General features: G+C 61.9%; 20 protein-coding genes and 6 pseudogenes. 11 read left to right on the top strand and 15 right to left on the bottom strand.

Annotated elements, in window-relative coordinates; translation table 11 throughout:
- Positions 1-111: 111 nt before the first annotated feature.
- Entirely contained in the window at positions 112-1,608 is a 1,497-nt protein-coding gene (locus G7066_RS05145) for an alanine/glycine:cation symporter family protein (protein ID WP_166329550.1), read from the bottom strand.
- A gap of 284 nt (positions 1,609-1,892) precedes the next feature.
- Here G7066_RS05145 and G7066_RS17790 point away from each other — a divergent pair.
- The 10 genes and pseudogenes from G7066_RS17790 (at position 1,893) to G7066_RS15235 (ending at position 8,540) form a co-directional block, all read left to right on the top strand.
- A pseudogene (locus G7066_RS17790) lies at positions 1,893-2,800 on the top strand (dihydrodipicolinate synthase family protein).
- A 94-nt stretch (positions 2,801-2,894) separates the two neighbouring features.
- Positions 2,895-3,902 carry a proline racemase family protein gene (locus G7066_RS05135; RefSeq protein WP_166329548.1) on the top strand — a complete coding sequence of 336 codons (1,008 nt, stop codon included), beginning with the start codon at positions 2,895-2,897 and terminating at the stop codon, positions 3,900-3,902.
- Entirely contained in the window at positions 3,899-4,870 is a 972-nt protein-coding gene (locus G7066_RS05130) for an ornithine cyclodeaminase family protein (RefSeq protein WP_166329546.1), read from the top strand. The genes G7066_RS05135 and G7066_RS05130 overlap by 4 nt, the downstream gene beginning before the upstream one ends.
- A 47-nt stretch (positions 4,871-4,917) precedes the next feature.
- The gene (locus tag G7066_RS05125; protein WP_166329544.1) at positions 4,918-5,733 is read left to right on the top strand and encodes a GntR family transcriptional regulator; all 816 of its coding nucleotides are present in this window, start codon (positions 4,918-4,920) and stop codon (positions 5,731-5,733) included.
- Positions 5,633-6,139 (top strand): annotated as a pseudogene (locus G7066_RS17370) (NAD(P)/FAD-dependent oxidoreductase); the annotation flags it as partial. The gene G7066_RS05125 and the pseudogene G7066_RS17370, both read left to right, overlap by 101 nt.
- 83 nt (positions 6,140-6,222) lie before the next feature.
- Positions 6,223-6,609, top strand: a pseudogene (locus tag G7066_RS17365) (NAD(P)/FAD-dependent oxidoreductase); the annotation flags it as partial.
- 29 nt (positions 6,610-6,638) lie between these two features.
- The gene (locus G7066_RS17360) at positions 6,639-6,782 is read left to right on the top strand and encodes a hypothetical protein (RefSeq protein WP_341873862.1); all 144 of its coding nucleotides are present in this window, start codon (positions 6,639-6,641) and stop codon (positions 6,780-6,782) included.
- Positions 6,779-7,081 carry a (2Fe-2S)-binding protein gene (locus tag G7066_RS05115; protein ID WP_166329542.1) on the top strand — a complete coding sequence of 101 codons (303 nt, stop codon included), beginning with the start codon at positions 6,779-6,781 and terminating at the stop codon, positions 7,079-7,081. Before G7066_RS17360 ends, G7066_RS05115 begins: the two co-directional genes overlap by 4 nt.
- Entirely contained in the window at positions 7,078-8,277 is a 1,200-nt protein-coding gene (locus tag G7066_RS05110) for an NAD(P)/FAD-dependent oxidoreductase (RefSeq protein WP_205881530.1), read from the top strand. The genes G7066_RS05115 and G7066_RS05110 overlap by 4 nt, the downstream gene beginning before the upstream one ends.
- Entirely contained in the window at positions 8,250-8,540 is a 291-nt protein-coding gene (locus G7066_RS15235; protein WP_205881529.1) for a bacterioferritin-associated ferredoxin, read from the top strand. Before G7066_RS05110 ends, G7066_RS15235 begins: the two co-directional genes overlap by 28 nt.
- A 60-nt stretch (positions 8,541-8,600) precedes the next feature.
- On the opposite strand, the gene G7066_RS05105 is transcribed toward G7066_RS15235, so the two are convergent.
- From G7066_RS05105 to G7066_RS15230, 11 genes and pseudogenes are all read right to left on the bottom strand, one after another.
- Complete coding sequence (locus G7066_RS05105; RefSeq protein WP_166329540.1) at positions 8,601-9,062, bottom strand: PKD domain-containing protein; 462 nt, start codon at positions 9,060-9,062, stop codon at positions 8,601-8,603.
- On the bottom strand, positions 8,990-11,140 hold the full coding sequence (locus G7066_RS05100) for a GyrI-like domain-containing protein (RefSeq protein ID WP_166329538.1): 2,151 nt from the start codon (positions 11,138-11,140) through the stop codon (positions 8,990-8,992). The genes G7066_RS05105 and G7066_RS05100 overlap by 73 nt, the downstream gene beginning before the upstream one ends.
- Before the next feature lie 107 nt (positions 11,141-11,247).
- A complete protein-coding gene (locus G7066_RS05095; protein ID WP_166329536.1) occupies positions 11,248-11,685 on the bottom strand; it encodes a hypothetical protein in 438 nt (145 codons plus the stop codon).
- 15 nt (positions 11,686-11,700) lie between these two features.
- Positions 11,701-12,084, bottom strand: coding sequence for a GyrI-like domain-containing protein (locus G7066_RS05090; RefSeq protein WP_280116265.1), 384 nt, complete (start codon positions 12,082-12,084; stop codon positions 11,701-11,703).
- 168 nt (positions 12,085-12,252) lie between these two features.
- Positions 12,253-12,687, bottom strand: coding sequence for an ABC transporter ATP-binding protein (locus G7066_RS17785; RefSeq protein WP_280116242.1), 435 nt, complete (start codon positions 12,685-12,687; stop codon positions 12,253-12,255).
- Positions 12,688-12,709: 22 nt separating this feature from the next.
- On the bottom strand, positions 12,710-12,961 hold the full coding sequence (locus G7066_RS17780; protein ID WP_280116241.1) for an ATP-binding cassette domain-containing protein: 252 nt from the start codon (positions 12,959-12,961) through the stop codon (positions 12,710-12,712).
- Entirely contained in the window at positions 12,888-13,736 is an 849-nt protein-coding gene (locus G7066_RS05080; protein WP_166329532.1) for an ABC transporter ATP-binding protein, read from the bottom strand. The genes G7066_RS17780 and G7066_RS05080 overlap by 74 nt, the downstream gene beginning before the upstream one ends.
- On the bottom strand, positions 13,733-14,869 hold the full coding sequence (locus tag G7066_RS05075) for a branched-chain amino acid ABC transporter permease (RefSeq protein ID WP_205881528.1): 1,137 nt from the start codon (positions 14,867-14,869) through the stop codon (positions 13,733-13,735). The genes G7066_RS05080 and G7066_RS05075 overlap by 4 nt, the downstream gene beginning before the upstream one ends.
- 64 nt (positions 14,870-14,933) lie before the next feature.
- Positions 14,934-15,335, bottom strand: coding sequence for an ABC transporter permease subunit (locus G7066_RS16875; RefSeq protein WP_280116240.1), 402 nt, complete (start codon positions 15,333-15,335; stop codon positions 14,934-14,936).
- Positions 15,317-15,763: a branched-chain amino acid ABC transporter permease gene (locus tag G7066_RS16870; protein ID WP_280116239.1), complete on the bottom strand. Its 447-nt coding sequence runs from the start codon at positions 15,761-15,763 to the stop codon at positions 15,317-15,319. The genes G7066_RS16875 and G7066_RS16870 overlap by 19 nt, the downstream gene beginning before the upstream one ends.
- Positions 15,764-15,901: 138 nt before the next feature.
- Positions 15,902-16,824, bottom strand: a pseudogene (locus G7066_RS15230) (branched-chain amino acid ABC transporter substrate-binding protein).
- 433 nt (positions 16,825-17,257) lie between these two features.
- On the opposite strand from G7066_RS15230, the pseudogene G7066_RS05060 reads away from it, so the two are divergent.
- Positions 17,258-18,791: pseudogene (locus G7066_RS05060) on the top strand (aldehyde dehydrogenase (NADP(+))).
- Positions 18,792-18,989: 198 nt separating this feature from the next.
- Here G7066_RS05060 and G7066_RS05055 read toward each other — a convergent pair.
- The 3 genes and pseudogenes from G7066_RS05055 to sucD form a co-directional block, all read right to left on the bottom strand.
- A complete protein-coding gene (locus tag G7066_RS05055; RefSeq protein ID WP_244303301.1) occupies positions 18,990-19,847 on the bottom strand; it encodes a hypothetical protein in 858 nt (285 codons plus the stop codon).
- A 198-nt stretch (positions 19,848-20,045) separates the two neighbouring features.
- Positions 20,046-20,999, bottom strand: a complete 954-nt coding sequence (locus tag G7066_RS05050) for a DMT family transporter (RefSeq protein ID WP_166329530.1) — start codon at positions 20,997-20,999, stop codon at positions 20,046-20,048.
- Positions 21,000-21,155: 156 nt separating this feature from the next.
- A pseudogene (sucD, locus tag G7066_RS05045) lies at positions 21,156-22,057 on the bottom strand (succinate--CoA ligase subunit alpha).
- Positions 22,058-22,070: the final 13 nt, after the last annotated feature.

Genomic DNA, 22,070 nt, shown 5'->3' with positions numbered 1-22,070 from the left:
TCTCGAATCTAATTATGTAAGCCCTAGACACATAGAACCCATCAAATCATGCCACCGGCCACTCGTTTCAGTGACGCCTGCCCAGCACTCCGAGCTCTCAAGCATCAGTGTCTAGCTTCGAGAGCGTTCAAGCTCTTCGTTGTAGAGCATGGCAATGCGAACACTATTTGTGGGTGTCGCAGTGTTCCACACCTCTGTGCCGCGTATACCCAATTTAATCGGGTCGAACACTGGATCGAGTCCAGCTCTCCGCTGGCGGTCATAGTCTTTGAGTGTCTTACGAACGATGCCCGCAAGAAAGATCAAGCAGATCATATTGACCCAGCCAAGCGTGCCGTAGCCAATGTCGCCGAGCCCCCAGATGAGATCAGCTGGCGCAACCGCACCAAAGAACACCATGGCGAGCATCACGATCTGCATCACGCGTGTTGCCAGGGGCAGCGAGCGCTCCGAGAACAGATAGGCTGTGGCAGAGCTGGCGATGTAGTTAAAGGCGATGAGTGTTGTGAACGCAAAGAGAAACAGTGCGACCGCCACAAATCCTGGCCCAAAGCCAGGCAGAATCGTCTCGATCGCGGACTGCGTGTAGGCTGTGCCAGCACTCACCCCGGGAAGATTCTCAACGAGCGTTTTGCCTGCCTCGGTAATCACGTTGTAGCTTCCCGTCATGAGGATCATGATTCCGGTCGCTGAGCACACCAGCACGGTGTCAACGTACACGGAGAACGCCTGCACAATCCCCTGCTTTGCCGGGTGTGACACTGCTGCCGCGGCAGAGGCGTAGGTTCCCTCACCAACACCGGCCACGTTCGAGAACACCGCCCGACGCACACCCCACGCAATCGCGGCGCCCACGATGCCACCAAACACCTGGTGCACACCAAACGCGCTTGAGAAGACCAGAGCAAAAACCGCGGGCACCTCAGCGATGTTAATAATGATGATCACGAGCGCCATGAGTAGGTACCCAATGGCCATGATGGGCACCACCTTGTCGGCGACCGCGGCGATCCTCTTCGTACCGCCCAGCACCACAAGCGCAAATAGAGCGGTGACAACAAGACCGCTCACCCAGCCCGGCAGGCCAAAGCCCACCCCCATGCTGTTCGCGATATTGAAGCTCTGCACCCCGGGAGCGAGGGCCGAGTACAACACAAGGGTCGCCACCGCGGCAACCACGGCTAACCATTTCTGACCAAGCCCCTTCTCGATGTAGTAGGGGATGCCACCGCGGTACTCTCCACCAACACGCCGCTTATAGATCTGCGCGAGGGTTGATTCGGCGAAGGCTGTCGCCCCACCGAACAGTGCCATCACGACCATCCAGAAGAGCGCACCCGGACCGCCGGCGGCTATGGCCGTCGCGACACCCGCAATGTTGCCAACACCAACACGGCTCGAGAGCGTGAGCATCAGCGCTTGAAAGCTGGATATCTCACCCTCCCCCTTACTCTCCTCACGCAGCACTTTGACGAGAGACGGCAGATGCCGCACCTGCACCGCTCCGGTCCACACGGTGTAAAACAACCCAAGCCCCAGCGCAAGATAGGCCATGGGGTTCCAGATTGCCGTATTGATGGAGCCGATGACCCTCAGCAGTTCGTCCATTCGAGATGTTTCCTTCCGTCATTGGATAGGTGAGCATGGCGCTCAAGAAAGCGACAGACCAGGTTGTGCCACAGCTCAGAAGCGATCTCTAAGCTCAGTGCCACCACTCAATAAGTGCCATGTCACATAACATAATCGCCATGGCGAGCCAGGGCAAGCGAATCGCGGTGAAAGCAACACCAAAAGTCCACCTTCTTGCCAAGCCCCAGCCAAGGTGCTACATTGTGCAATGTCACACCTTATAAAGATTTTTACCCACCATCACTCCTATTGAAAGGCACCACATGACCGAGAAAACGCAGCCCTGGCACGGAGTCCTCGTCGCCACCGCGCTCCCCTTCAATGACGACCTCTCCGTAGATTTTGACGCCTTCGGCGAGCACGTCGCCTGGCTCGCCGAGAACGGCTGCGACGGCGTTGCCCCGAACGGCTCGCTTGGTGAGTACCAAAACCTCAGCGAGGCCGAGCGTGCGCAGGTCATCAAGACCGCCGTCGACGCCTCCCCCGAGGGGTTCACCGTGATGGCAGGTGTTGGTGCCTACGGCGCGCTTCAGTCAGCACACTGGGCAGAGCAGGCCGCAGAAGCCGGCGCGCAGTGTGTCATGCTGCTCCCCCGAACACCTACCGTGCAAACCGCGAGCAGGTGAAAGATCACTACGCCACCGTCGGCAAGGTCGGCCTACCCATCGTTGGCTACAACAACCCCATCGACACCAAGGTTGACCTTGTGCCCGATCTCATTGCAGAGATTCACGCAGCGGGCAACATGGTGGGTGTCAAGGAGTTCTCCGGCGATCCCCGCCGCATCTACGAGATCAAGGAGCTCGCACCCGACATCGACATCCTCATCGGCACCGATGACACCGTACTCGAGGTTGGTCTTGCGGGCGCCGTCGGCTGGGTTTCGGGCTACCCGAACGCAATCCCGCAGAGCTGCATCGAGCTGTACAATCTCTGCACCTCGGGTAACGTGCAAGACCTCGTGCGCGCGCAAGAGATCTACCGCGACCTGCACTCGCTGCTCCGCTGGGACTCCAAGGTTGAGTTCGTCGAGGCCATCAAGCTCTCGATGGACGTGCTCGGTCGTAAAGGTGGCGCGTGCCGCCCGCCACGTCTGCCCCTACCGCAGGTCACCGCTGACAAGATCATCGCCGAAACCAAGGCTGCAGTAGCCAAGGGATACGGAAAGTAACCTCGCTGTAATGGGGTGAGGATCTGAGCGCCCGGATCCTCACCCCTCTGCATCACCCACTCACCTCTTCAACCGAGCACAACAGGAGCCCAGTATGCGCACGTCCCGGGTTTTTCACGCGGTCGACTCCCACACCGAGGGCATGCCCACCCGAGTCATCACAGGTGGTGTTGGCGTTTTCCCCGGCGACAGCATGGCGGAGCGCCGCACCTGGTTCATGGAGAACAGCGACGAGATCCGTCAGCTGCTCATGTTTGAACCGCGCGGGCACGCGTCGATGAGCGGGGCCATTCTGCAGCCCCCGACACGACCCGACGCCGACTGGGGTGTGCTCTACATTGAGGTCTCGGGCTGCCTACCCATGTGCGGCCACGGCACGATCGGCGTGGCCACGGTGCTCATCGAAACGGGCATGGTTGAGGTCACGGAGCCGGTCACCACTATTCGACTCGACACTCCAGCCGGGCTCGTTGTTGCGGAGGTTGCCGTGCGCGACGGCCACGCCGAGCGGGTGACCATTGTGAACGTACCCTCGTTTGCCGAGCGGCTCGACGCACAAGTTGACGTGCCGGGGTTCGGCAAGGTCGACTACGACCTCGCCTTCGGCGGCAACTTCTACGCCATCGTTGAGCTTGAGAAGCTCGGCATCGAGTGGCGTGAGGATCGCTCAAACAAGGAGGAGCTTCTTCAGGCGGGCCACAGCATCATGGACGCCATCAACACCGCCGACGAACCGGTTCATCCCGAGAGACCCGACATTCGCGGCTGCCACCACGTGTATTTACAGGCACCCGGATCCACCCCGGAGCACTCGCGGCACGCGATGGCGATCTACCCGGGCTGGTTTGACCGTTCCCCCTGCGGCACCGGTACCAGCGCACGCATGGCCCAGTTGCACGCGCGCGGAGCACTGCCACTCGACACCGACTTCGTCAACGAGTCCTACATCGGCTCCCGCTTCACCGGCAGGCTCACCGCCAAGACCGAGGTTGCGGGCAAACCCGCGGTTATCCCGACCATCACGGGGCGAGCCTGGGTGACCGGCACCGCGCAGTACTTTCTCGATCCCACCGACCCGTTTCCGAAAGGGTTTCTGCTGTGACCAATCTCCCCTACTTCGACGCCGATGAGGTGCGCACGCTCCTTCCCTACGATCGCGCGGTGCTGGCGCTCGAAAGCGCACTCCAGAACGATGTTGACCCCGAAGAAGACGGCCCGCGCCTGTTCAGCCCGGCCCCAAACGGCGAGTTTCTGCTGATGCCTGCGCAGGGCGGTGCGTTCAGTGGGGTCAAGGCGCTCACAATCGCCCCTGAGAACCCTGCCCGCGGTCTCGAAAAAATCCAGGGCCTCTACGTGCTCTATTCCTCTGACACGCTCGCCCCCGCCGCGGTGCTTGAGGGCGCGAGTCTGACGGCGATCCGCACCCCAGCCGTTGCCCTGCTCGCGGTCAGCCGCATCGCAGCGGCAGTGAAAACCCCCGAGCAGCAACTCCCCGAGAGTCCCAGAATTCTCGTGTTCGGCGCCGGCGTTCAAGCGATCGGACACGTCGCCGCCGCGCACGCGCTGTATCCCTCGGCGCGCTTCGAGATCATCGGGCGCAGCCCCGAGCGCGTCGCACAGCTCATCGCACAGTTCCCAGAACTCGACATAGTAGATCGCGGATCCGGTCACGCTGCCGACCGCGACGCTGCTGTGAGTGAGGCGGATGTGATCCTCTGCACCACCACCTCAACAACCCCGCTCTTCGACGGTTCGCTCGTTCGCGACAACGCCATTGTTGCGGCCGTCGGAACCCACGGACTCGACGCCCGCGAACTCGATGACGCGCTTGTGGCTCGCTCCGACATCGTGGTGGAGGGTCGCAAGTCGGCCCGCACTGAAAACGGCAACCTGTCGACAGCTCTTTCAGACGCCGACTGGGAGAACACTCCACCGGCGAACCTGAAAGATCTGGTTGCTGGTCGCTTCGTTCGTACCCCGGGGCGGCCTGCCTGCTATACCGGAGTCGGTATGTCGTGGGAAGATCTCATTTGTGCGGCCGCGGTGTTCACCGAGGGACGGTCAGCATAACGTCGCTGCTGAGGTAGCGCTCATGAGACTGCACTGAGGAGACCACCATGCCACCGTTTCACGCGTCCAAAGAGGGTCAGCACTCACCCCTGAGGCCACTCACCAGACCACTTAACCTGCGCGAGACGGTCCTCGAGCAGTTGCGCACCGCCATCATCACGGGCGAGATCGCTGAGGGCGAGCTGGTCTCAGCGCCAACCCTGGGGCAGGCACTTGGGGTCTCCGCGACCCCTGTGCGCGAGGCCATGATGGATCTGGTGCGCGAGGGTCTCGTCGAGACGATCAAAAACAAGGGTTTTCGGGTCACGACCATGAGCGATGCTGACCTCGACGACCTTGCCCAGCTTCGTCGCCTCATCGAGCCCCCGGCCATGCAGTTGGTCGTTGGCAACATCGATGACGGCACTCACGCAGAGCTGGTCGCACTGGCGGAGGCTTGCCAGGAGGCCGCCAAGCGTGGTGACCTTGTCGAGTACCTTCGCGATGACCGCGAGTTCCACGCACTGCTGCTGCAGCAGTCCGGCAACCCTCAACTCGCGAATCTCGCAACTTCCCTCCGCATCAGGGCGCGCATGTACGGCATCGCAACACTCGCAGAGAACGGGCTGCTCGCGCACTCCGCGCAGGAGCACCAGCAACTCATCGAACTGCTGAGGGCCGGCGACGCAGACGCCGCCGAACATCTCATGCACGAGCACATCGCCCACACCCGCAACTCGTGGGCTACGGGTACCCCGAAAACAGCAAGGCAGACAGCGACACATGACAAAAACCACGGACGTGATAGTTATTGGCTCCGGCATCATTGGAGCCGCCACCGCCTACTTTGTAGCCAGGGCGGGGCTGTCAGTCCGTGTCATTGAGCGCGACCTTCCGGCGAGCGGCACCACCTCGCGCTGCGAGGGGAACATCTTGGTCTCCGACAAAGAGCTCGGCCCAGAACTCGAACTCACCCGTTACTCGCTCGGTCTCTGGAAGGGTGAACTCGCAGAACACGGCGCGCTCTGGGAGTTTGAGTCAAAGGGCGGCATCATCGTCGCTTCGAAGGAGTCGAGTCTCGCGTCCCTTGATCGTTTCTCCACGGCGCAGCGGTCGTTCGGGATCACGTCGCGCACACTCTCCCCTGAAGAACTGCGCGAGCTTGAGCCGAACGTCACCGACCGCGCACTCGGCGCGGCTTACTACCCCGAAGACAGCCAGGTGCAGCCGATCCTCGCCGCGAGTGAGCTACTCCGCCTCGCGAGGACCGCCGGGGCACAACTTGAGGTGCGCACCCCGGTCACAGGCTTTCTCCGGAATGGTGACCGAATCACCGGTGTGCGTACCCCAACGGCGACTTCTTTGCCGAGCACATCGTCAACGCGACGGGCACCTGGGCTGGAGAGATCGCGGCACTCGCTGGCGTCAACGTTCCCGTCAAACCGCGGCGCGGATTTGTGCTCGTCACCGAACCGCTGCCTCCAATGGTGCACCACAAGGTGTACGCCGCCGAGTATGTCGATAACGTCGGCAGCTCCGACGCCGGACTGCAGGCATCCCCCGTCGTTGAGGGCACTCCGGCGGGCACGATCCTCATCGGCTCCAGCCGCGAGCGCGTCGGCTTCGACGGGACCGTGAGCCCCGAGGCCCTGCGCACCATCGCCGAGAACGCAATCCAGCTGTTCCCGTTTTTAGAGCGCACGCGGATCCTGCGCCACTACCACGGCTTTCGCCCGTACTGCCCAGACCATCTTCCGGTCATCGGCCCCGACCCGCGCGCGCCCGGGCTGTGGCACGCCTGCGGGCACGAGGGGCGGGGATCGGCCTCGCCGCTGGCACAGGCAAACTGCTGGCGCAGGCACTCGCGGGCGATACGTCCGAGCTTTCGCTCGATCCTTTCCGCCCTGAACGATTCGAGGAGGTCACCGTATGAGCACCCTACCCGGCGAAAACACCGAGGCTGCCGCGCAAGTGCAGGCGTCATTCTGCGGCGAGCCCCTCACCGCTGAGGCGGGCTCAAGTGTTGCAGCGGCACTCTTGGCGAGCGGTCAACCCGCCTGGCGCACCACCCGCGACGGAAAGCCTCGCGGGCTCTTTTGCGGCATCGGGGTCTGCTTCGACTGCGTCGTAGAGATCGACGGCGAATCGGGCCAGCGGGCCTGCATGATTCCGCTGCAAGAGGGCATGCAGATTCGCCCGTCGCGGGGTCCCGGTCAGGAGGCAGACGCGTGAACGAGACCCGGCGGGTTCAGACTCCTCCCCACGTCAACGTCGCGATTGTCGGTGCTGGCCCCGCGGGTCTCGCCGCGGCGAGCGCCGCGGTCGCGCAGGGCGCGAGTGTTGCCGTCATCGATTCCGCTGAGCAGCCGGGCGGCCAATTCTGGCGGCACCGCTCCGAGGCCGCGGGAGTCACCGACGATGGTGCGTTCCACCACGGCTGGAGCGATTACCTGCGGTTGCGCGCCTCGTTTGACGAGGGTGTTGCATCGGGCAGCATCCGCTACCTGCCGTCAACGAGTGTCTGGTTCGCGCGGCAGCTCACTGATTCCCGCTTCGCCCTCGAACTCGCGCCAAGCCACGGCTCGGGTACCGCGGCAATTCCCTCGCTGCGCGCATCCAAGCTGGTGCTTGCGACGGGCGGCTACGACCGCCAGCTGCCGGTGCCGGGGTGGGATCTGCCCGGCGTCATGGCGGCGGGCGGCATCCAGGCATTCGTAAAGCAGAACGGCATGCTTCCGGGGTCGCGGTTCGTCATTGCCGGTACGGGTCCATTCCTGCTGCCCGTCGCCGCAAACATTGTGCAGGCGGGTGGCTCGGTTGCCGCAGTCTGCGAGGCGGCCAGCCTCGCGGGTTGGATTCCACGCGCGCACCGGGCAGCGGGGGTCCCCTCAAAAGCGCTTGAGGGCGGCGAATACGCGGCGGCGTTCTTGCGCCACCGGATCCCCTACCGAACCCGCACCGTCATTACCGAGATTCTCGGCACCGATCGAGTCGAGGCCGTGCGCACCGCCCGCGTCAACGCGCGGGGTGCGCTCGTCTCGGGCAGCTCTCGCCTCATCGAGGGGATCGACGGGGTCGGCCTCGGATGGGGGTTCACCCCCCAGATGGAGCTACCGGTGCAATTGGGCGTCGAGACCCGCGTGGACACAGATGGTTCTCTTGTAGGCGTGGTTGACGGTGTCGGCCGCTCGTCTGTGCCTGGCCTGTTTCTCGCTGGCGAACTCACCGGTGTGGGTGGCGCTGTGCTCGCAGTGTTAGAGGGCAGGATCGCGGGGCGTGCCGCGGGGCAGAAGCCGTTGGCTCGGCCGCGGACACAGCTGCCGCCTCGGTTACCGCTGCCGAGCGTCGCAGCGTCGCCAGGCAGCGCGCCTTCGCAGATGCCATGCACCGCGCGCATCCCGTGCCCGAAGGCTGGCAAGACCGAGTAGACGAAGACACACTCGTGTGCCGCTGCGAAGAGGTGCCCGCGGGCGCCTTGCGCCGCGGGAACGCCGAGCTGGTGGCCGAAGACCTGCGTGCGCAGAAAGGTGTCACCCGCGCCGGTATGGGCTGGTGCCAGGGTCGCGTGTGCGGTTTCGCGGTGGCATGTATGTCGGCTTCGGACCCAGCCGACTCACTGCGGACGTCGGCAAAGCGCCCGGTCGCGCAGCCCGTCCCGCTCGCTGCGCTGCGCGACCTCCCCGAGGTGTGAGCGCAATTCAACCTTCTGCGAGGTTGGAAGGGCGAACGGCGCTCACACGAGAACCGAGGACTAGCGAGCAGTGCTGTTGCGGCGGCGCAGTACGAGGCAGACGGCCCCAACCGCAAGAACGATTGACGCGCCAACAAGGAGGCCGTTCGACCCGCCTCCGGTCCTAACGAGGTGTTCGGCTCCAACACCGTCGGAGCCACCGCCCGTGGTTGTCGGCACCTCGGTCTTGGGAGCATTCGTTGTGGGCGGTGGGTTTGTTGTGGGCGGTGGCGTAGTCGGAGGAGTTGTCGGCCTTGCATCCGTAACCGTCACGGAAGTAGAGATAACAGCGCTCGGCCCACCGTTTCGCACAAGGCTCTGACCGGTAAAAACTTTTGTGGTCGATGTTCCGCACACAGTAGTGAGGGTCAGCTGAACGTTGTAGTCGCCCGCTGTGCTGAAGGTGTGTTCTACCGTTGGGGTTGTAACAGTAGCAGTGGCGCCATCACCGAAGTCCCAATCGTAGGTGCCAATCGGGCACATCTCTGCGGTACTCGCTGAAGCGTCAAACGTGGTGGTCTTTCCCGTGTTTCCCGGGTAGCCGTGAACTCAGCGATTGGAGCCTGGTCGGGAGCGAACGCAACACCACCGACAGAAGCGCCGCGCGCTTCTGCGGGACTAAACGCGTTGGTGGCGGTATCAAGATAGGTTATCCCGTTTGCAGACATCGAGAACAGCGCTGTGCGACTGTCAGCGGTGAGTCCCATATACGGGAACGGCGTAGCCGACAAAGGCAACGTGCCGCGTGTAGAAACGCGTGTGGCGGTGTCAACCATGGCATGCCCCGACAAACGATCAACACCGTACAACTTGGAGCCGTCAGCAGAAAGAGCGAGCACAGACGGACCTTGAATGGCACCGTAGTCGTCACGCGTCACGGTCCACTGTTTTGCGGCAGTCGCGGTATCAAGAACAGTCAGCGCCGCAGAGGTTGCATTTGTGACCGCGGTGTGTCCGATGTAGAGAGAAGCACCATCCGGCGAAACCTGCAATCCCTGCGGATCGTTGTCTACCGGAGTAGTTCGGGTAACAGTCATGGTTGCGGCGTCAAGTTCCACCAGCGTGTTGTCAGCCCATCCGGCCACAAACACAGTTGCTCCGTCTTGCGAAGTGGCGACACCACCGAGTTGCCCACCCACGTCGATCGAACCTGTCACAGTACCGGTAGCGGTATCAATGCGGCTCACCACGCCGTTAACTCCCGCGACATAGAGGTGTGAACCGCTCGGGTCGAGCGCGAGCAGCGGGCCTCCAATGAACCCCGCGTTGACTCCGAGAGGAATCGTGCGCACAAGAGCTGCGCTCTCCGCGTCGACCTCAAAAACGGCCTCAGCGGTCGGAGAATTAAAGTAGACCGTCTTCGCATCGGGCGAGACCACAACGGCGCTCGAATCGTTGGGAAGTGTCAGCGTCTTCCAGGTCTGGTCAGACGCGTCAAACCAAGCGGGTGTAGAACTTACCAGATCCGCAAGATAGATGTTCTGGCCTACCGGCACGAGTGGGTCGGCTGAGGCGACGGTTGCGGGAACGACGCTGAGCAGGCCAAGACCCGCGGCGAGCACAAAAGCCGAGGCCGCCCGCTTTCGTTTTGACCGCGAGGGCTTCGTTGTAAATACGCTCACTTCTGGCTCCATTCGGTGACATGATGGGGCGAATCTTGGCCCCCTGGGGAGTGCTAATTGATGATGGTCTTTGATAGGAAGCATGAGTCTGGTGACAGCCGCGACCGGGCTCTTCCCTCTCGGGTGGGACACGTAGTGCTCTACGACAGGGGAGTCATCAAGATCAACCTCGGCGGCGGGTACCCAGCACCCAAAGAGCCACGCGTAGCTGTCTGGCATATCGGCGTATGCTCCCCGGTGTTCCATCACCGCGTAGTGTCCACCTCGAATCGTGTATTCCTCAGGAGCAGCGGTATCGGGCGAGAGTGGACGAAAATCACCGTCGAAGTCTTGTGGCAAGGCCAGACAGGCCAGTGATTCAAGGTTCTGCTCAGTCACGCTCGACGGGTCCGACAGGTATACCCCGTACATATCAAGCAGTTCCGGCTGAATTCCCTGCCCTCTAGCCCAAATCTGTAGGTCTTGAAAAGTGCGGTCTATCGTGAAGAACGATCCATAGTGACGCATGGCAACGCATCGCACAGCAGTGAAGTCCGAAGAAGTCACACAAAAGCGCTTTGGATCACCCTCAACACGCGCTACCCGCAACGCAACGTGGGCGCCCTCGTCTCGATAGTTTGCCGGTGATACCCCGAGGCTCTGTCGAAACGCACGGGTGAACGAAGATACATCGGGGTAACCACACTCAACAGCAGTCTGGTGAATCGATTTGCCCTTAGCTAGCAGGACCGTTGCCCGCTGCATTCGGACCCGCTTAACAAGCGAGGCGGCTGATTCTCCAAAGGCAGCTGAAAACACGCGGTGCCAGTGCCGCGGAGAAAACCCGGCGACCTCAGAAAGGCGAAGAAGATCAAGTGGCTGGTCGGGGTGCCTGTAGATATGCTCGAGAACCAGATCGAAACGCTCCTCGTAAGAAACGACTCCCCTAGTTTCTGGCACAGTAAAATCTCCCCAAATCTCCCCCGCAAAACTCTACCAATCAATTCAGCAAAGTCAATAGGCAGCGTATTGGTTGCATTCCACTCACTGCGCGAGCAGAGTCGCAGCTACCTCTGTCTACGCAGATACGAAGTAAAGGCAAGCTCGATCATCACCCGCACCTCCGCATCTGGCAACTTCTCATCCCGCGAAAACAGCACCGCGCGTTTCCCCTCGAATTCAAGGTGCCCCACAACGGTCTTGTACTCCGAAATCAGCGAGGTCGCGCAGTGGACGAGCATCGCTGGGCGCTCGCCGTGTTCAACGCCCAGCCGGATCGCGGTTCCTACCCGAGGCTTCCTCGGTCGAAGGCTTGGCTGCCCCCAGGCAAGGTACTCGTCGAGGCCACCGGTCTCTGGAATCTCTGTGGCGACCGAGTACGCGATACGTCGTACCTCCGCGAGTTGATCGGCGGCCCACTCCGGCCACCCATCGAAGACCGCACGAATGTCGGGTAGCATCGCGGCAAGTAGCTGCCCTTCTTCGCCCGCATCAGATCTGTTCATCGCCACTGCACCCGCTCACCCATTATCGCGACGTCCTGCTGCCAACCCAAGGCTAACAACGGCCCCTTCTGTACCGTACTCCTCGTACTCACAGTGGAACGATTTCAGCCCGTCGTCGAACCCCCAAGCCTGGTTCCAGGCTTCCATCACCCGACTCGGGTCACCTTCCGGAACCGTGAAGTTAGCTCGGGTTCCTCCGGGAACAGATACCAGCGTCATGCCTTCGGGAATGGGGGTCGCGGGGTCAACGCTCACCCCTATCAGAAACGTAAACCACCCCTCCCGACTTTTCCCCGCGTCTTCGAGCTGCGAGTATACGGCGTAGGTGTTCTCGCCCACACGACCGGGCACCCGCTGCAGCAGTCCCTTCGAGTAGATCTCTTGCCACAACTGCGGAATAGCCGTGAGGGAGCCCGCGAGTCCGTGCGAACCGCATAGCCGAGAACGGTAAATGGACGGGTTTCAACAATCTGTGCATTCGTCATGCCAGAAGCGTAAACAATTCGGACTGTGCAAAACGTGCCATCTTGAGCCCAGCCGCGGCGGAATTCCCTGGACGACGACGCATCACGCCCCCAGGTACGCCTCAATCACGCGCGGGTCAGCCGCGAGCTCTTCCGCGGAACCATGCATCGTAACGCGACCGGACTCCAATACATAGGCACGATCGGCAATCTTCAGCGCAGCGCGAGCGTTTTGCTCAACAAGCAGGATCGTCGTGCCCTGTTTATTCACCTCAGTGATTATGTCCATGACCTGCTTCACGATCAGCGGCGCAAGCCCCATTGAGGGCTCGTCGAGCAGCAGCAGTTTTGGTCCACCGACGAGCGCCCGCCCGAGCGCCAGCATCTGCTGTTCGCCACCCGAGAGGGTGCCTCCCTGCTGCGTGCGCCGCTCCGCCAGGCGGGGCATCAGCTCGTACGCGTAGTCTGCGCGCTCAGCGATGAGCTTTTGATCCTTCACAAGATACCCACCCAACAGTAGGTTCTCGTGCACGGTCATGGTCGAGAAGATGCGGCGCCCCTCAGGAATGTGCAGCAGACCCGCCCCACAAGGTCCCAGGGTTGTTGCTTAGTGAGATCCTGATCCCCCAGACCGCACGACCACTCTTGGCGCGCACGAGCCCGGAGATCATCGACAGTGTCGAGGTTTTGCCAGCCCCGTTGTTGCCGAGCAGCGACACGATCTCACCCTCATTGACTTCAAGCGAGAGGTCCCGCAGCGCGTGGACTCGGTTGTAGAACAGCTCGACGTGTTCGAGTTTGAGCGTGCTCATTCTTCTTCCTCCCGAGGTACGCGGCGATCACAACCGGATCCTGTTTGATTTGCTCGGGGGTGCCATCGGCGATCTCTTTGCCGTAGTTCAGCACAACGATCCGCTCCGACACCTCCATCACAAGTCCCATGTCGTGTTCAATGAGCACGATCCCGACCCCAAGGTCTCGGATCTTGCGAATCAGTCCCATCAGTTCGTTCTTTTCGCTGTGGTTGAGACCGGCACCCGGTTCATCAAGCAGCAGCAGCCTGGGCTGGGTCGCGAGCGCTCGCGCGATCTCTACACGCCGCTGTTCCCCGTACGGCAACTGGGTGACGAGCAGTTCGTCGTCGGCTCGGAAGCCCACGAAGTCGAGCCACCCCCGGGCGTCCTCGTCGCACTGCTGCTCGCTTCGTTTGTAGCGGGGTGTGTGCAGCATCGCGTCGAGAAAGTTCTGCCGCAGGTGGGAGTGCATCGCCGTTTTCACGTTTTCAAGCACGGTCATCTCGGCGAAGAGGCGCACGTTCTGAAAGGTGCGCGCCATGCCTCGCTTCGTAATGTACGAGGGTTTGCGGCGCGTGATCGGCTCGCCGCCAAAGGTCACGGATCCCCGATTCGGTTGATAGAAACCAGAGATGCAATTGAAGGCACTGGTTTTGCCAGCTCCGTTCGGACCGATCACCGAGACGATCTCCCCCTCACCGACAGAGAAGGTGACGCCGTCGACCGCTTTAATGCCGCCGAAGGAGACTGCGAGATCCTTGACTTCCAACAGGGTATTCGCCGTCTGGCTCATCGTCGCTCCTCATCCGTGAATACTTCTTCGTCCGATGCACCGACCACGGAGACAACCGAGGTCGGTGGGACCCCGGGGATCTCGCGTTTCTTGAGGAATGGCAACACCGCGTTGGCTGGCCACATCCCCTTCGGCCTGAAGATCATCGCAACAACCAGCAGCACACCGAATATCAAGTAGCGCCACTCAGAGAAATTGCGGAGCAACTCGGGAGCGAGCGACACAAACAGCGCGCCGATAATCACACCCGGTGTCGAGCCCATGCCACCGAGCACCACCGCCATCAGCACGAGCGCTGAGTACAAAAACTCGAAGCTGTTGGGCGATATCGCCGAGAGGTGGCTCGCCATGAGCGTTCCGGCGAAGCCACCCCAAACCGCACCGATGATGTAGGCGAGCAGTTTCGTGGCGTAGCCGTTGATGCCCATCGCCTCGCTGACGTCCTCGTCATCGCGCACCGACTTCCATGCGCGACCGAGTTTGCCCTTGCCAAGACGCGAGACAGCAACGACCGCGAGGCCGATCCCCACAAACAAGACGAAGTAGTAGAACAGCACCTTCGAGTTGAAGTGAATACCGCCGATGTCGAGCCCGTCAGCGAACGACCACCCGAAAAACGACCAGGTTGGGATGCCGTGAATGCCACTCGGCCCACCCGTAATCTTGAGGTTGTTCGCGGTGATGCGAATGATCTCGCCGAAGCCGAGGGTCACAATAGCGAGGTAGTCGCTGCGGAGCCGCAGGGTTGGCCCGCCGATGATCACGCCCGCGAGAACGCAGGCCACAATCACAAACGGAATCGTTTCGAGCATCGACAAACCAAACTGGGTGGTCAGGATCCCACTCGTGTACGCCCCCACCGCCATAAAGGCGATGTAGCCCAGGTCGAGCAGCCCGGCATATCCCACCACAACGTTCAGCCCCATCGCCAGCACGATGTAGATAAACGCCGAGGTGAGAATCGAGATGATGTAGGGCGTCGCCGAGATAAAGGGAATGATCGCGGCAACCACAAAGAGCACGAGTGCGAGCAGCTTCATGAATCGCTCGGGCGCGAGAATGCCCGAGATGGCTGGCGGACGCTCGATGGTGGGCCGAGGAGCTTTCAGGCGCGGAGACTTACTCTGAGACATGGTCACACCCTCTCCACGACGCGTTCGCCGAGAATACCGGTCGGTTTAAAGACGAGGAACAGGATCAGGAACCCGAACGCAAACACGTCACGCCACTGACCCCGAGAAAGTGGGTGCCGAATGATTCGAGCAGTCCGAGCACGATCCCACCCAACATCGCGCCGTAGAGGTTCCCAATGCCGCCGATCACCGCCGCGGTGAACGCTTTGAGGCCGATCACAAACCCCATCAAGAAGTCGATCGTTCCGTAGTAGGCCGCAGCCATTACGCCGGCAGCACCGGCGAGCGCGGAACCTATAAAGAACGTGCGAGAGATCACCTTGTTGACGTTGACCCCCATCAGCAGGGAGGCCTTTTGGTCCAGCGCAATCGCGCGCATCGCACGACCCTCGCGGGAGTGCATCACGTAGCGCTGCAGCAGGAACATGAGGATCGCGGCGACCAGCATCAGCACGAGCTGCGGCATCGTGATCCGCGCCCCGAACACCTCAACAGGAGCCCCTGTAATCGGATCGGAAAGACGAGTGGGCTGGCACCGAAAATCTGCCGAACCACGTACTCAAGCGTGAACGAAACGCCAACCGCGGTAATCAGTGCTGCAAGCCGCGGGCTTGTGCGCAGCGGGCGATAGGCGACGCGCTCAATGAGCACACCAATGCCTCCGGTGAGCAGCATGGTAATGAGCAGCACAAGCAAAAGGATCGGGATCGACCCGAGCCCGAACAGACCGGTCAAACCACCAAGCACCACAAACGCGAGGAAGGAGCCGAGCATGTACAGGTCGCCGTGGGCGAAGTTCAACAGCTTGATGATGCCGTACACCATGCTGTAACCGAGCGCGACGAGCGCGTAGAACGAGCCGACAAACAGCCCGTTCCAAATCAATTGGAACATCTAATAGCCTCTTTGCTGTCGAGTGGACGTGCAGAGTTGGGAACGGACCGCCCGGAATCGCTCCGGGCGGTCCGCCGCACTAACTCTTCAGGTCGTCCTTCAGCACAAATGCACCGTCGTCGCCCGTGGGCTCCACGATCACAAAGCCACCCCCTCGCGGGAGCCGTCAGCAGCGAACGTCAGCTCACCGGTGAGAAGCGGGAAGTCCGTGAGATCTTTCAGGGCCTTCACAACCGCGTCGTAGTCTGTGCCGCCAGCGTTTTTGTAGGCCTCGGCGAGCGTCTTGACCGCCTCGTAACTCTGAATCGAGTACGGCCCCGGATCCGCGCCGCCTGACACCTTCTTGTAATCGGCGATCCACTTGTCGCCGCCCTCAAGCATGTCGGGGGTCTTGGTGAAGGTTCCCACAACGTTTTTAATGGAGTCCGCTCCGGCGATGGCCGCCAACTGCGCATCCACCGAACCATCACCGACCAGGATCGGCCCGTCGTAGCCAGCGCCGCGAAGTTGGTTGATGAGAAGCCCACCCGCCTGGTAGTAGCCGGTCCACACAACGAAGTCGGGTTTCGCCGAGATCACACTGTTGACGTTGGCGGAGAAGTCCTTCTCCTTGGGGTTAATCGACTCGCGCTTCACAATCTTGAACCCGTCGGCTTGCTTCTCAACGGAGTCTGCAAGGTCGACCGAGTAGTCGGTGTTGTCGTCAATCACAACGACGGATTTTGCACCGACCTTCTTGATATAGGTCACCGCTGACTCGGCCTGCTGTGTGCCGGTGCCGTTGATCATGAATGCCCCTGGCCGACGAGCTCGTTTGAGTTCGCGGCGGGGATCACCATCGGCACCTTGGCGTCCGCAAAGATCGGCAGGGTCGGCAGTGTTGCCCCGGAACAGTACCCACCAACCGAGCCCTTGACACCCGCGGTGACAAGCTTGTTCGCTGCCGCAACCGCTGCTGTCGGGTCGCAGCCGTCGTCCTCGGTGACGAGTTCAAGGTCGCGCCCGTCAATACCACCATCAGCGTTGATCTCGTTGATGGCGAGCTGTGCGCCAAACTTCATGTAGTCGCCGAACGCTGCCTCTGAGCCGGAGAACGGTGCGAGCATGCCGAGCTTAATGGCGCCATCGCCTGAGTCGCTGGAGTCGCCGCCGCTCGCGAGACCACCCGAGCAGCCCGTGAGGGCAAGGCCGATTGAGAGCGCAACCGCTCCAGCTACTACGAGCCTCGACTTAACGGGCCTCGATTTTACGAGCCTCCGCGTGATTACCGATCGTTGTGAGGTCATGTTCTTCCTTTCCTGGATACTTCGTTGAATCTTGGGAAGAGAGTGTGCAGCTTCGACACTAACACTATGTGCAATAGTACATTGTATAGTTGAAGCGTTCTGATCAAAAAGTCACGAATCGGCCACGATTCTTATCTATGTGTCAACAGCCGCAATGCACTTGGGTACGACCATCGGCCTCTCGGCCTCAAATTTGAAGGATGTAGGTATGACCACCGAAGCACTCACCCCCAAACTCGAAACCGTCGTCGCCAACGCCACCAACGCGGCACCCCTGCTGGCCGCCACGAGCCCGCAAGCACGCGCAGCCGCACTCGTTGCAGTTGCCGACGCTCTCGAAAACGCCAAGGCCACGCTAGTTGAAATCGCAGAACAGGAGACCGGTCTCACAAGTGCTCGCCTCAACGGTGAGGTCACCCGCACAGCCGTTCAACTGCGACTCTTCGCTGACACACTCGTTGACGGCTCCTACCTCGACGTACGCATTGACTACACTGACACCGACTTCGCGCTCGGTGTTCGGCCAGACATTCGACGCGTCCATATTCCCCTCGGCCCGGTTATCAACTTCTCCGCCTCAAACTTCCCCTTCGCATTTTCCGTCATAGGTGGCGACTCCGCCGCGATCCTCGCAGCCGGCTGTCCCCTTATCGTCAAGGCACACTCGGGGCACCCGAAGCTCAGTGATGCCACTGCAGAGGTCGCTCTTGAAGCACTCACCGCAGCGGGCATGCCCGAGGGCACGTTCCAGCTCATCCATGGCCGTGACGCCGGGGTCGCGGTCTTGAAAGATCCGCGCATCAAGGCCGGGTCGTTTACCGGCTCGATCAACGTCGGACGCCTCCTCGCCGACATCGCGGCCTCGCGCCCAGCCCCGATCCCGTTCTTCGGTGAACTCGGCTCCGTGAACCCGGTATTCATCACCGCTGACGCTATCAGCGAGCGCGCGGCAGAGATCGCCTCGGGCTACCTCGTGAGCGTTTCTGGCTCAGCCGGTCAGCTGTGCACAAAACCCGGCTTTGTGTTCGTGCCCACGGGGTCTGATCTTCCCGAGGCAATCCAGGCGGCTGCGAGTGAATCCATTGGCGGACCCACGGAGCACCGCCTCCTGGACCCCCGAATCTCGCGCAGCTACAACGAGCGTCGCACCACGATCTTCTCCGCCCCGGAGTGCGCGCACTCGTCGAGGGCGGCATTCGCTTCGACGACCAGGGACACGGCTGGGCCACCCCAACAATCGTTGCCGTCTCGCTTGAGGGCTTCCGGGCCAACAAGGACACACTCGTGGACGAGGCGTTTGGTCCGCTCTCGATTGTGGTTGAGATCCCCGAGAACACCGATCTCGCAGCGCTCGTACCCGAGTTCTTCGAGGGCAACCTCACGGGCACGCTCCACCTCGGGACTCAAGAAGCCACGGGCGAAACCGCAAACGCGGCCGAGCTCCGCGCTCTTGTTTATGCGCTATCGCAGCAGGTCGGCCGTGTGCTCTTTAACGGCTGGCCCACGGGCGTGGCCGTCACTCCCGCGCAGCAGCACGGTGGCCCCTGGCCAGCGACCACCAACGACTCCAGCACTTCGGTCGGCACCTCGGCCATCAAGCGGTTCCTGCGCCCGGTCGCCTACCAGAGCGCCCCAACCGCGTTTCTGCCCGAGGTTCTGCAAGACACGAACCCGCTCGCGGTGCCCGGGCCATCGCCCCGGCGGGTGAGTCAAAAGCCTGGGGTACCGCCGCGCAGGGATAGCCTCGCCGCGTTCTTCTTTCCTTCTCCCTACCCACTCTGCTTTCCGCCCCCGGTCTTGCTACTCCCGCGAGAGCGAAGTTTTACATGTTTTTCGCCAGATATCACATGTCAAATCGCGCTCTCGCGGGCCGGGCCGGTCAGGTCAGGTCAGGTCAGGTCAGGTCAGGTCAGGTCAGGTTGTAGGCAATGAGCCTCCCACTACCAGGCCACTGCAACCTCCCGGTGCACCTCAAACAGGGGAACCGTGGTGCCCTCAGGTGCGCGCCCGAATCCGCACTCCGTAGCGACCCCGAACGGGCGCGAAACATGTCGCTGCGCGACAGCGATCCGTCGACGCGCACCCTCAGCACCGTCTTCGCGATGCACAAGACCGAGGTAGAGCTCAGTTGCTTCTGGAAGCGCCAGCTCGGCCAGCGGCGCGAAGTACGCGTCATCGTCGCGCTCGATCGGCACGGGCAGGTGTAGCCAGTCCAGGCGACGCGATACCTGCTGCAGCGTAAGGTTCGCAAACCTCACCAGGTTTGCGGCGTCACTCGGTTCCACGAAGTGTTTCTCGGCGACATCGCCGTAACAAAGGTGCACCCCAACCTCAACGTCCACAGGCACCCGATCAATCTGCCGGGCCAGTCGCGCGGTCGTGCCCGACCACACATCATCGAACCACGCATAGCTCCGCAGGTCGCTCTCCGCAGCCTCCAAAATGGCGAATTCCACCGCTGCATCCCATTGAACGGCAAGCTCACTGTGCGGAATCTCATCGAGGATCTGCTGCAGCTCCGCAGCGAGCGCACCCTCATAGACCGATTCAAAGGCTTCACGGTCCTCAAAGCGCACAAAACTCCCCACGACGCCGAGTGGAGTCGGCAGCGAAACCTGGAACCTGGTGTGCGGGGCAACAACGCCCGCCTCCTTCAACGAAGAAAACACAGTCCACGATTCGAGGGCAGCCTCCGCATAGCCGAGCGATGGCAGAACAAGGTCGCCTGCCTCCACACCGTCCGCGATCCTGACCGAGCGAATATCGAGCATGCGCAACGGAATCGGGGTGTCTCCCACCCGTTCGATCCCCTCAGCCTGCGCGAGTCGGCCGGGCTGAAACGCGATCCAGTGGAAGCGCTCCCCACTTCGCCGTCGGGAATCCGCTTGAGCCAGGGCCCCAGTGTCTCCGCGGCGACGCGCATGGTGGTCTCGGCATCATCAAAGTTGATGCTTCCAACGAGGTGGGCCCCGTGAACGTCCGGAGCGGGCAGCGTGTCAGTCATGTTTGCCAGTGTAGTTCTTGGGCAGCGTGAGAATCACAAGTCCGCAAAGAACCGCAACAAGACCAACCCAGCCCGTTACACTCAGCCGCTCCCCGACCACCAAAACCGCAAGGATCGTGGCCACCACAGGCTCCAGCAGGGTGTACAGCGTCGCGGTGGCGGCCGAAAGCGCCACGAGAGATCGGGCAAAGAGCGCGTGACCGAGCGCCATTGGCACCAGCCCCAGGTAGAGCAGCGCGGGCCACACGCCCAGGTCTGCAAGTTGCCCACCTCCAGTGACGCCCGCGAATAACAACAGCGGTATGGCGGCAGTAGCTTGAATGGCGGATACGGCCATGTTTCGGGGCAGCCCGTGGGGGCGAAGCGGAGCAGGCTGAATGAGCCGTCTCAGCAGCCAGGCATAGAGCGCATACGCGAACCCGGCACACAACCCCACCAGCACACCCCAGGGCAGTTGAGCAGGATCGGAGCCCATCCACCCGCCGCCGCTCTCCTTGCCCGCGACAAGCAGCCCGCCTCCCCCGATCGACAGTAGCGCGGCCACGTACCAGCGTGGAGTGAGCGGCGTGTGATCGATTGATCGTTGCAAGAGCGCGGCGAATATTGGAGAGGAACAGATCGTAACGATCGTGCCGATCGCGATGCCAGCCATTCCCATTGAGGCATAGAAGCACAGGGTAAAGACGCACAGCGAGAGGGCGCCGAGCAGCACAGTGGGGCGCGCACCAGGCATGCGCAGCGCAGCAACGACCGAGCGCCACCCGAAGAGCCCAAGCACGAGTCCACCGATTCCCATGCCCGCAGCTCCGGTGGTGATCGCACTGAGCGGGGCGGCAAAACTCGCCGCGAGCCCGGTTGTGCCCCACAGAGCGGCGGTGACCACAACGGCGATCGTTGCGGGGAGTCTGCCGCGAGGATCCTGCGTTGGGGCCTGCATCACACTCATGCTACAGCCGTCTCACACATCGACAAAGCCGGGTTCCCGTCACTCTTCGTGACAAGAACCCGGCTCGTTGTGGATCGCACGACCCACTGGTAAAACTACAGCGCCGCGAATGCCGCCGTGCGCGGCACCAGCGTTCTCCTGTAAACGCTGGCGCGCTTACAGCGCTGCGTAGACCTCACGCAGCAACCGCGCGGTCTCAGACGGCGTCTTGCCGACCTTCACGCCAGCCGCCTCGAGTGCTTCTTTCTTCGCCTGAGCCGTTCCGGCCGAACCTGAGACGATGGCGCCAGCGTGGCCCATGGTCTTACCCTCGGGCGCGGTGAAGCCTGCGACGTAGCCAACAACCGGCTTCGTTACATTGGCCTTGATGTACTCGGCTGCGCGCTCTTCAGCGTCGCCACCGATCTCACCGATCATGACAATGGCCTTGGTCTCGGGATCAGCCTCGAACGCGGCAAGCGCGTCGATGTGGGTCGTTCCGATGACCGGGTCTCCGCCGATCCCGATGGCTGTTGAGAAGCCGAGATCGCGCAGCTCAAACATCATCTGGTAAGTCAGCGTGCCCGACTTCGAGACGAGACCGATCGGCCCCTTACCCGTAATCGTGGCGGGAGTGATGCCCGCGAGAGCCTCGCCCGGCGTGATGATGCCGGGGCAGTTCGGCCCGATGATGCGGGTCTTGTTACCGGTGGCCTTGGCGTGAGCCCAGAGCTCGGCCGAGTCCTTGACGGGCACACCCTCGGTAATGATCACGAGCAGGCCGATGCCCGCGTCGATGGCCTCGATTGCGGCATCCTTGGTGAACGCCGGTGGCACAAACGCGACGGAGACGTCGGCTCCGGTCGAGGCCATTGCCTCGGCGACCGTGGCAAACACTGGCAGCTCGACGGTGGCACCGTTCGCGTCAACGTGCGACACCGTGGTGCCGGCCTTGCGAGCGTTCACGCCCCCACAACCTGGGTGCCAGCGGCAAGCATGCGCGCCGTGTGTTTGGTACCTTCGCCGCCGGTGATGCCCTGGACGATGACTTTGGAATCCTTGTTCAGGAAGATCGACATTGTGTTCCTTCTT

The sequence above is a fragment of the Leucobacter coleopterorum genome, assembly GCF_011382985.1.
GTDB lineage: Bacteria > Actinomycetota > Actinomycetes > Actinomycetales > Microbacteriaceae > Leucobacter > Leucobacter coleopterorum.
The sequence above is the reverse complement of the archived record's forward strand: the minus strand, read 5'-3'. Positions and strand labels throughout refer to the sequence as shown.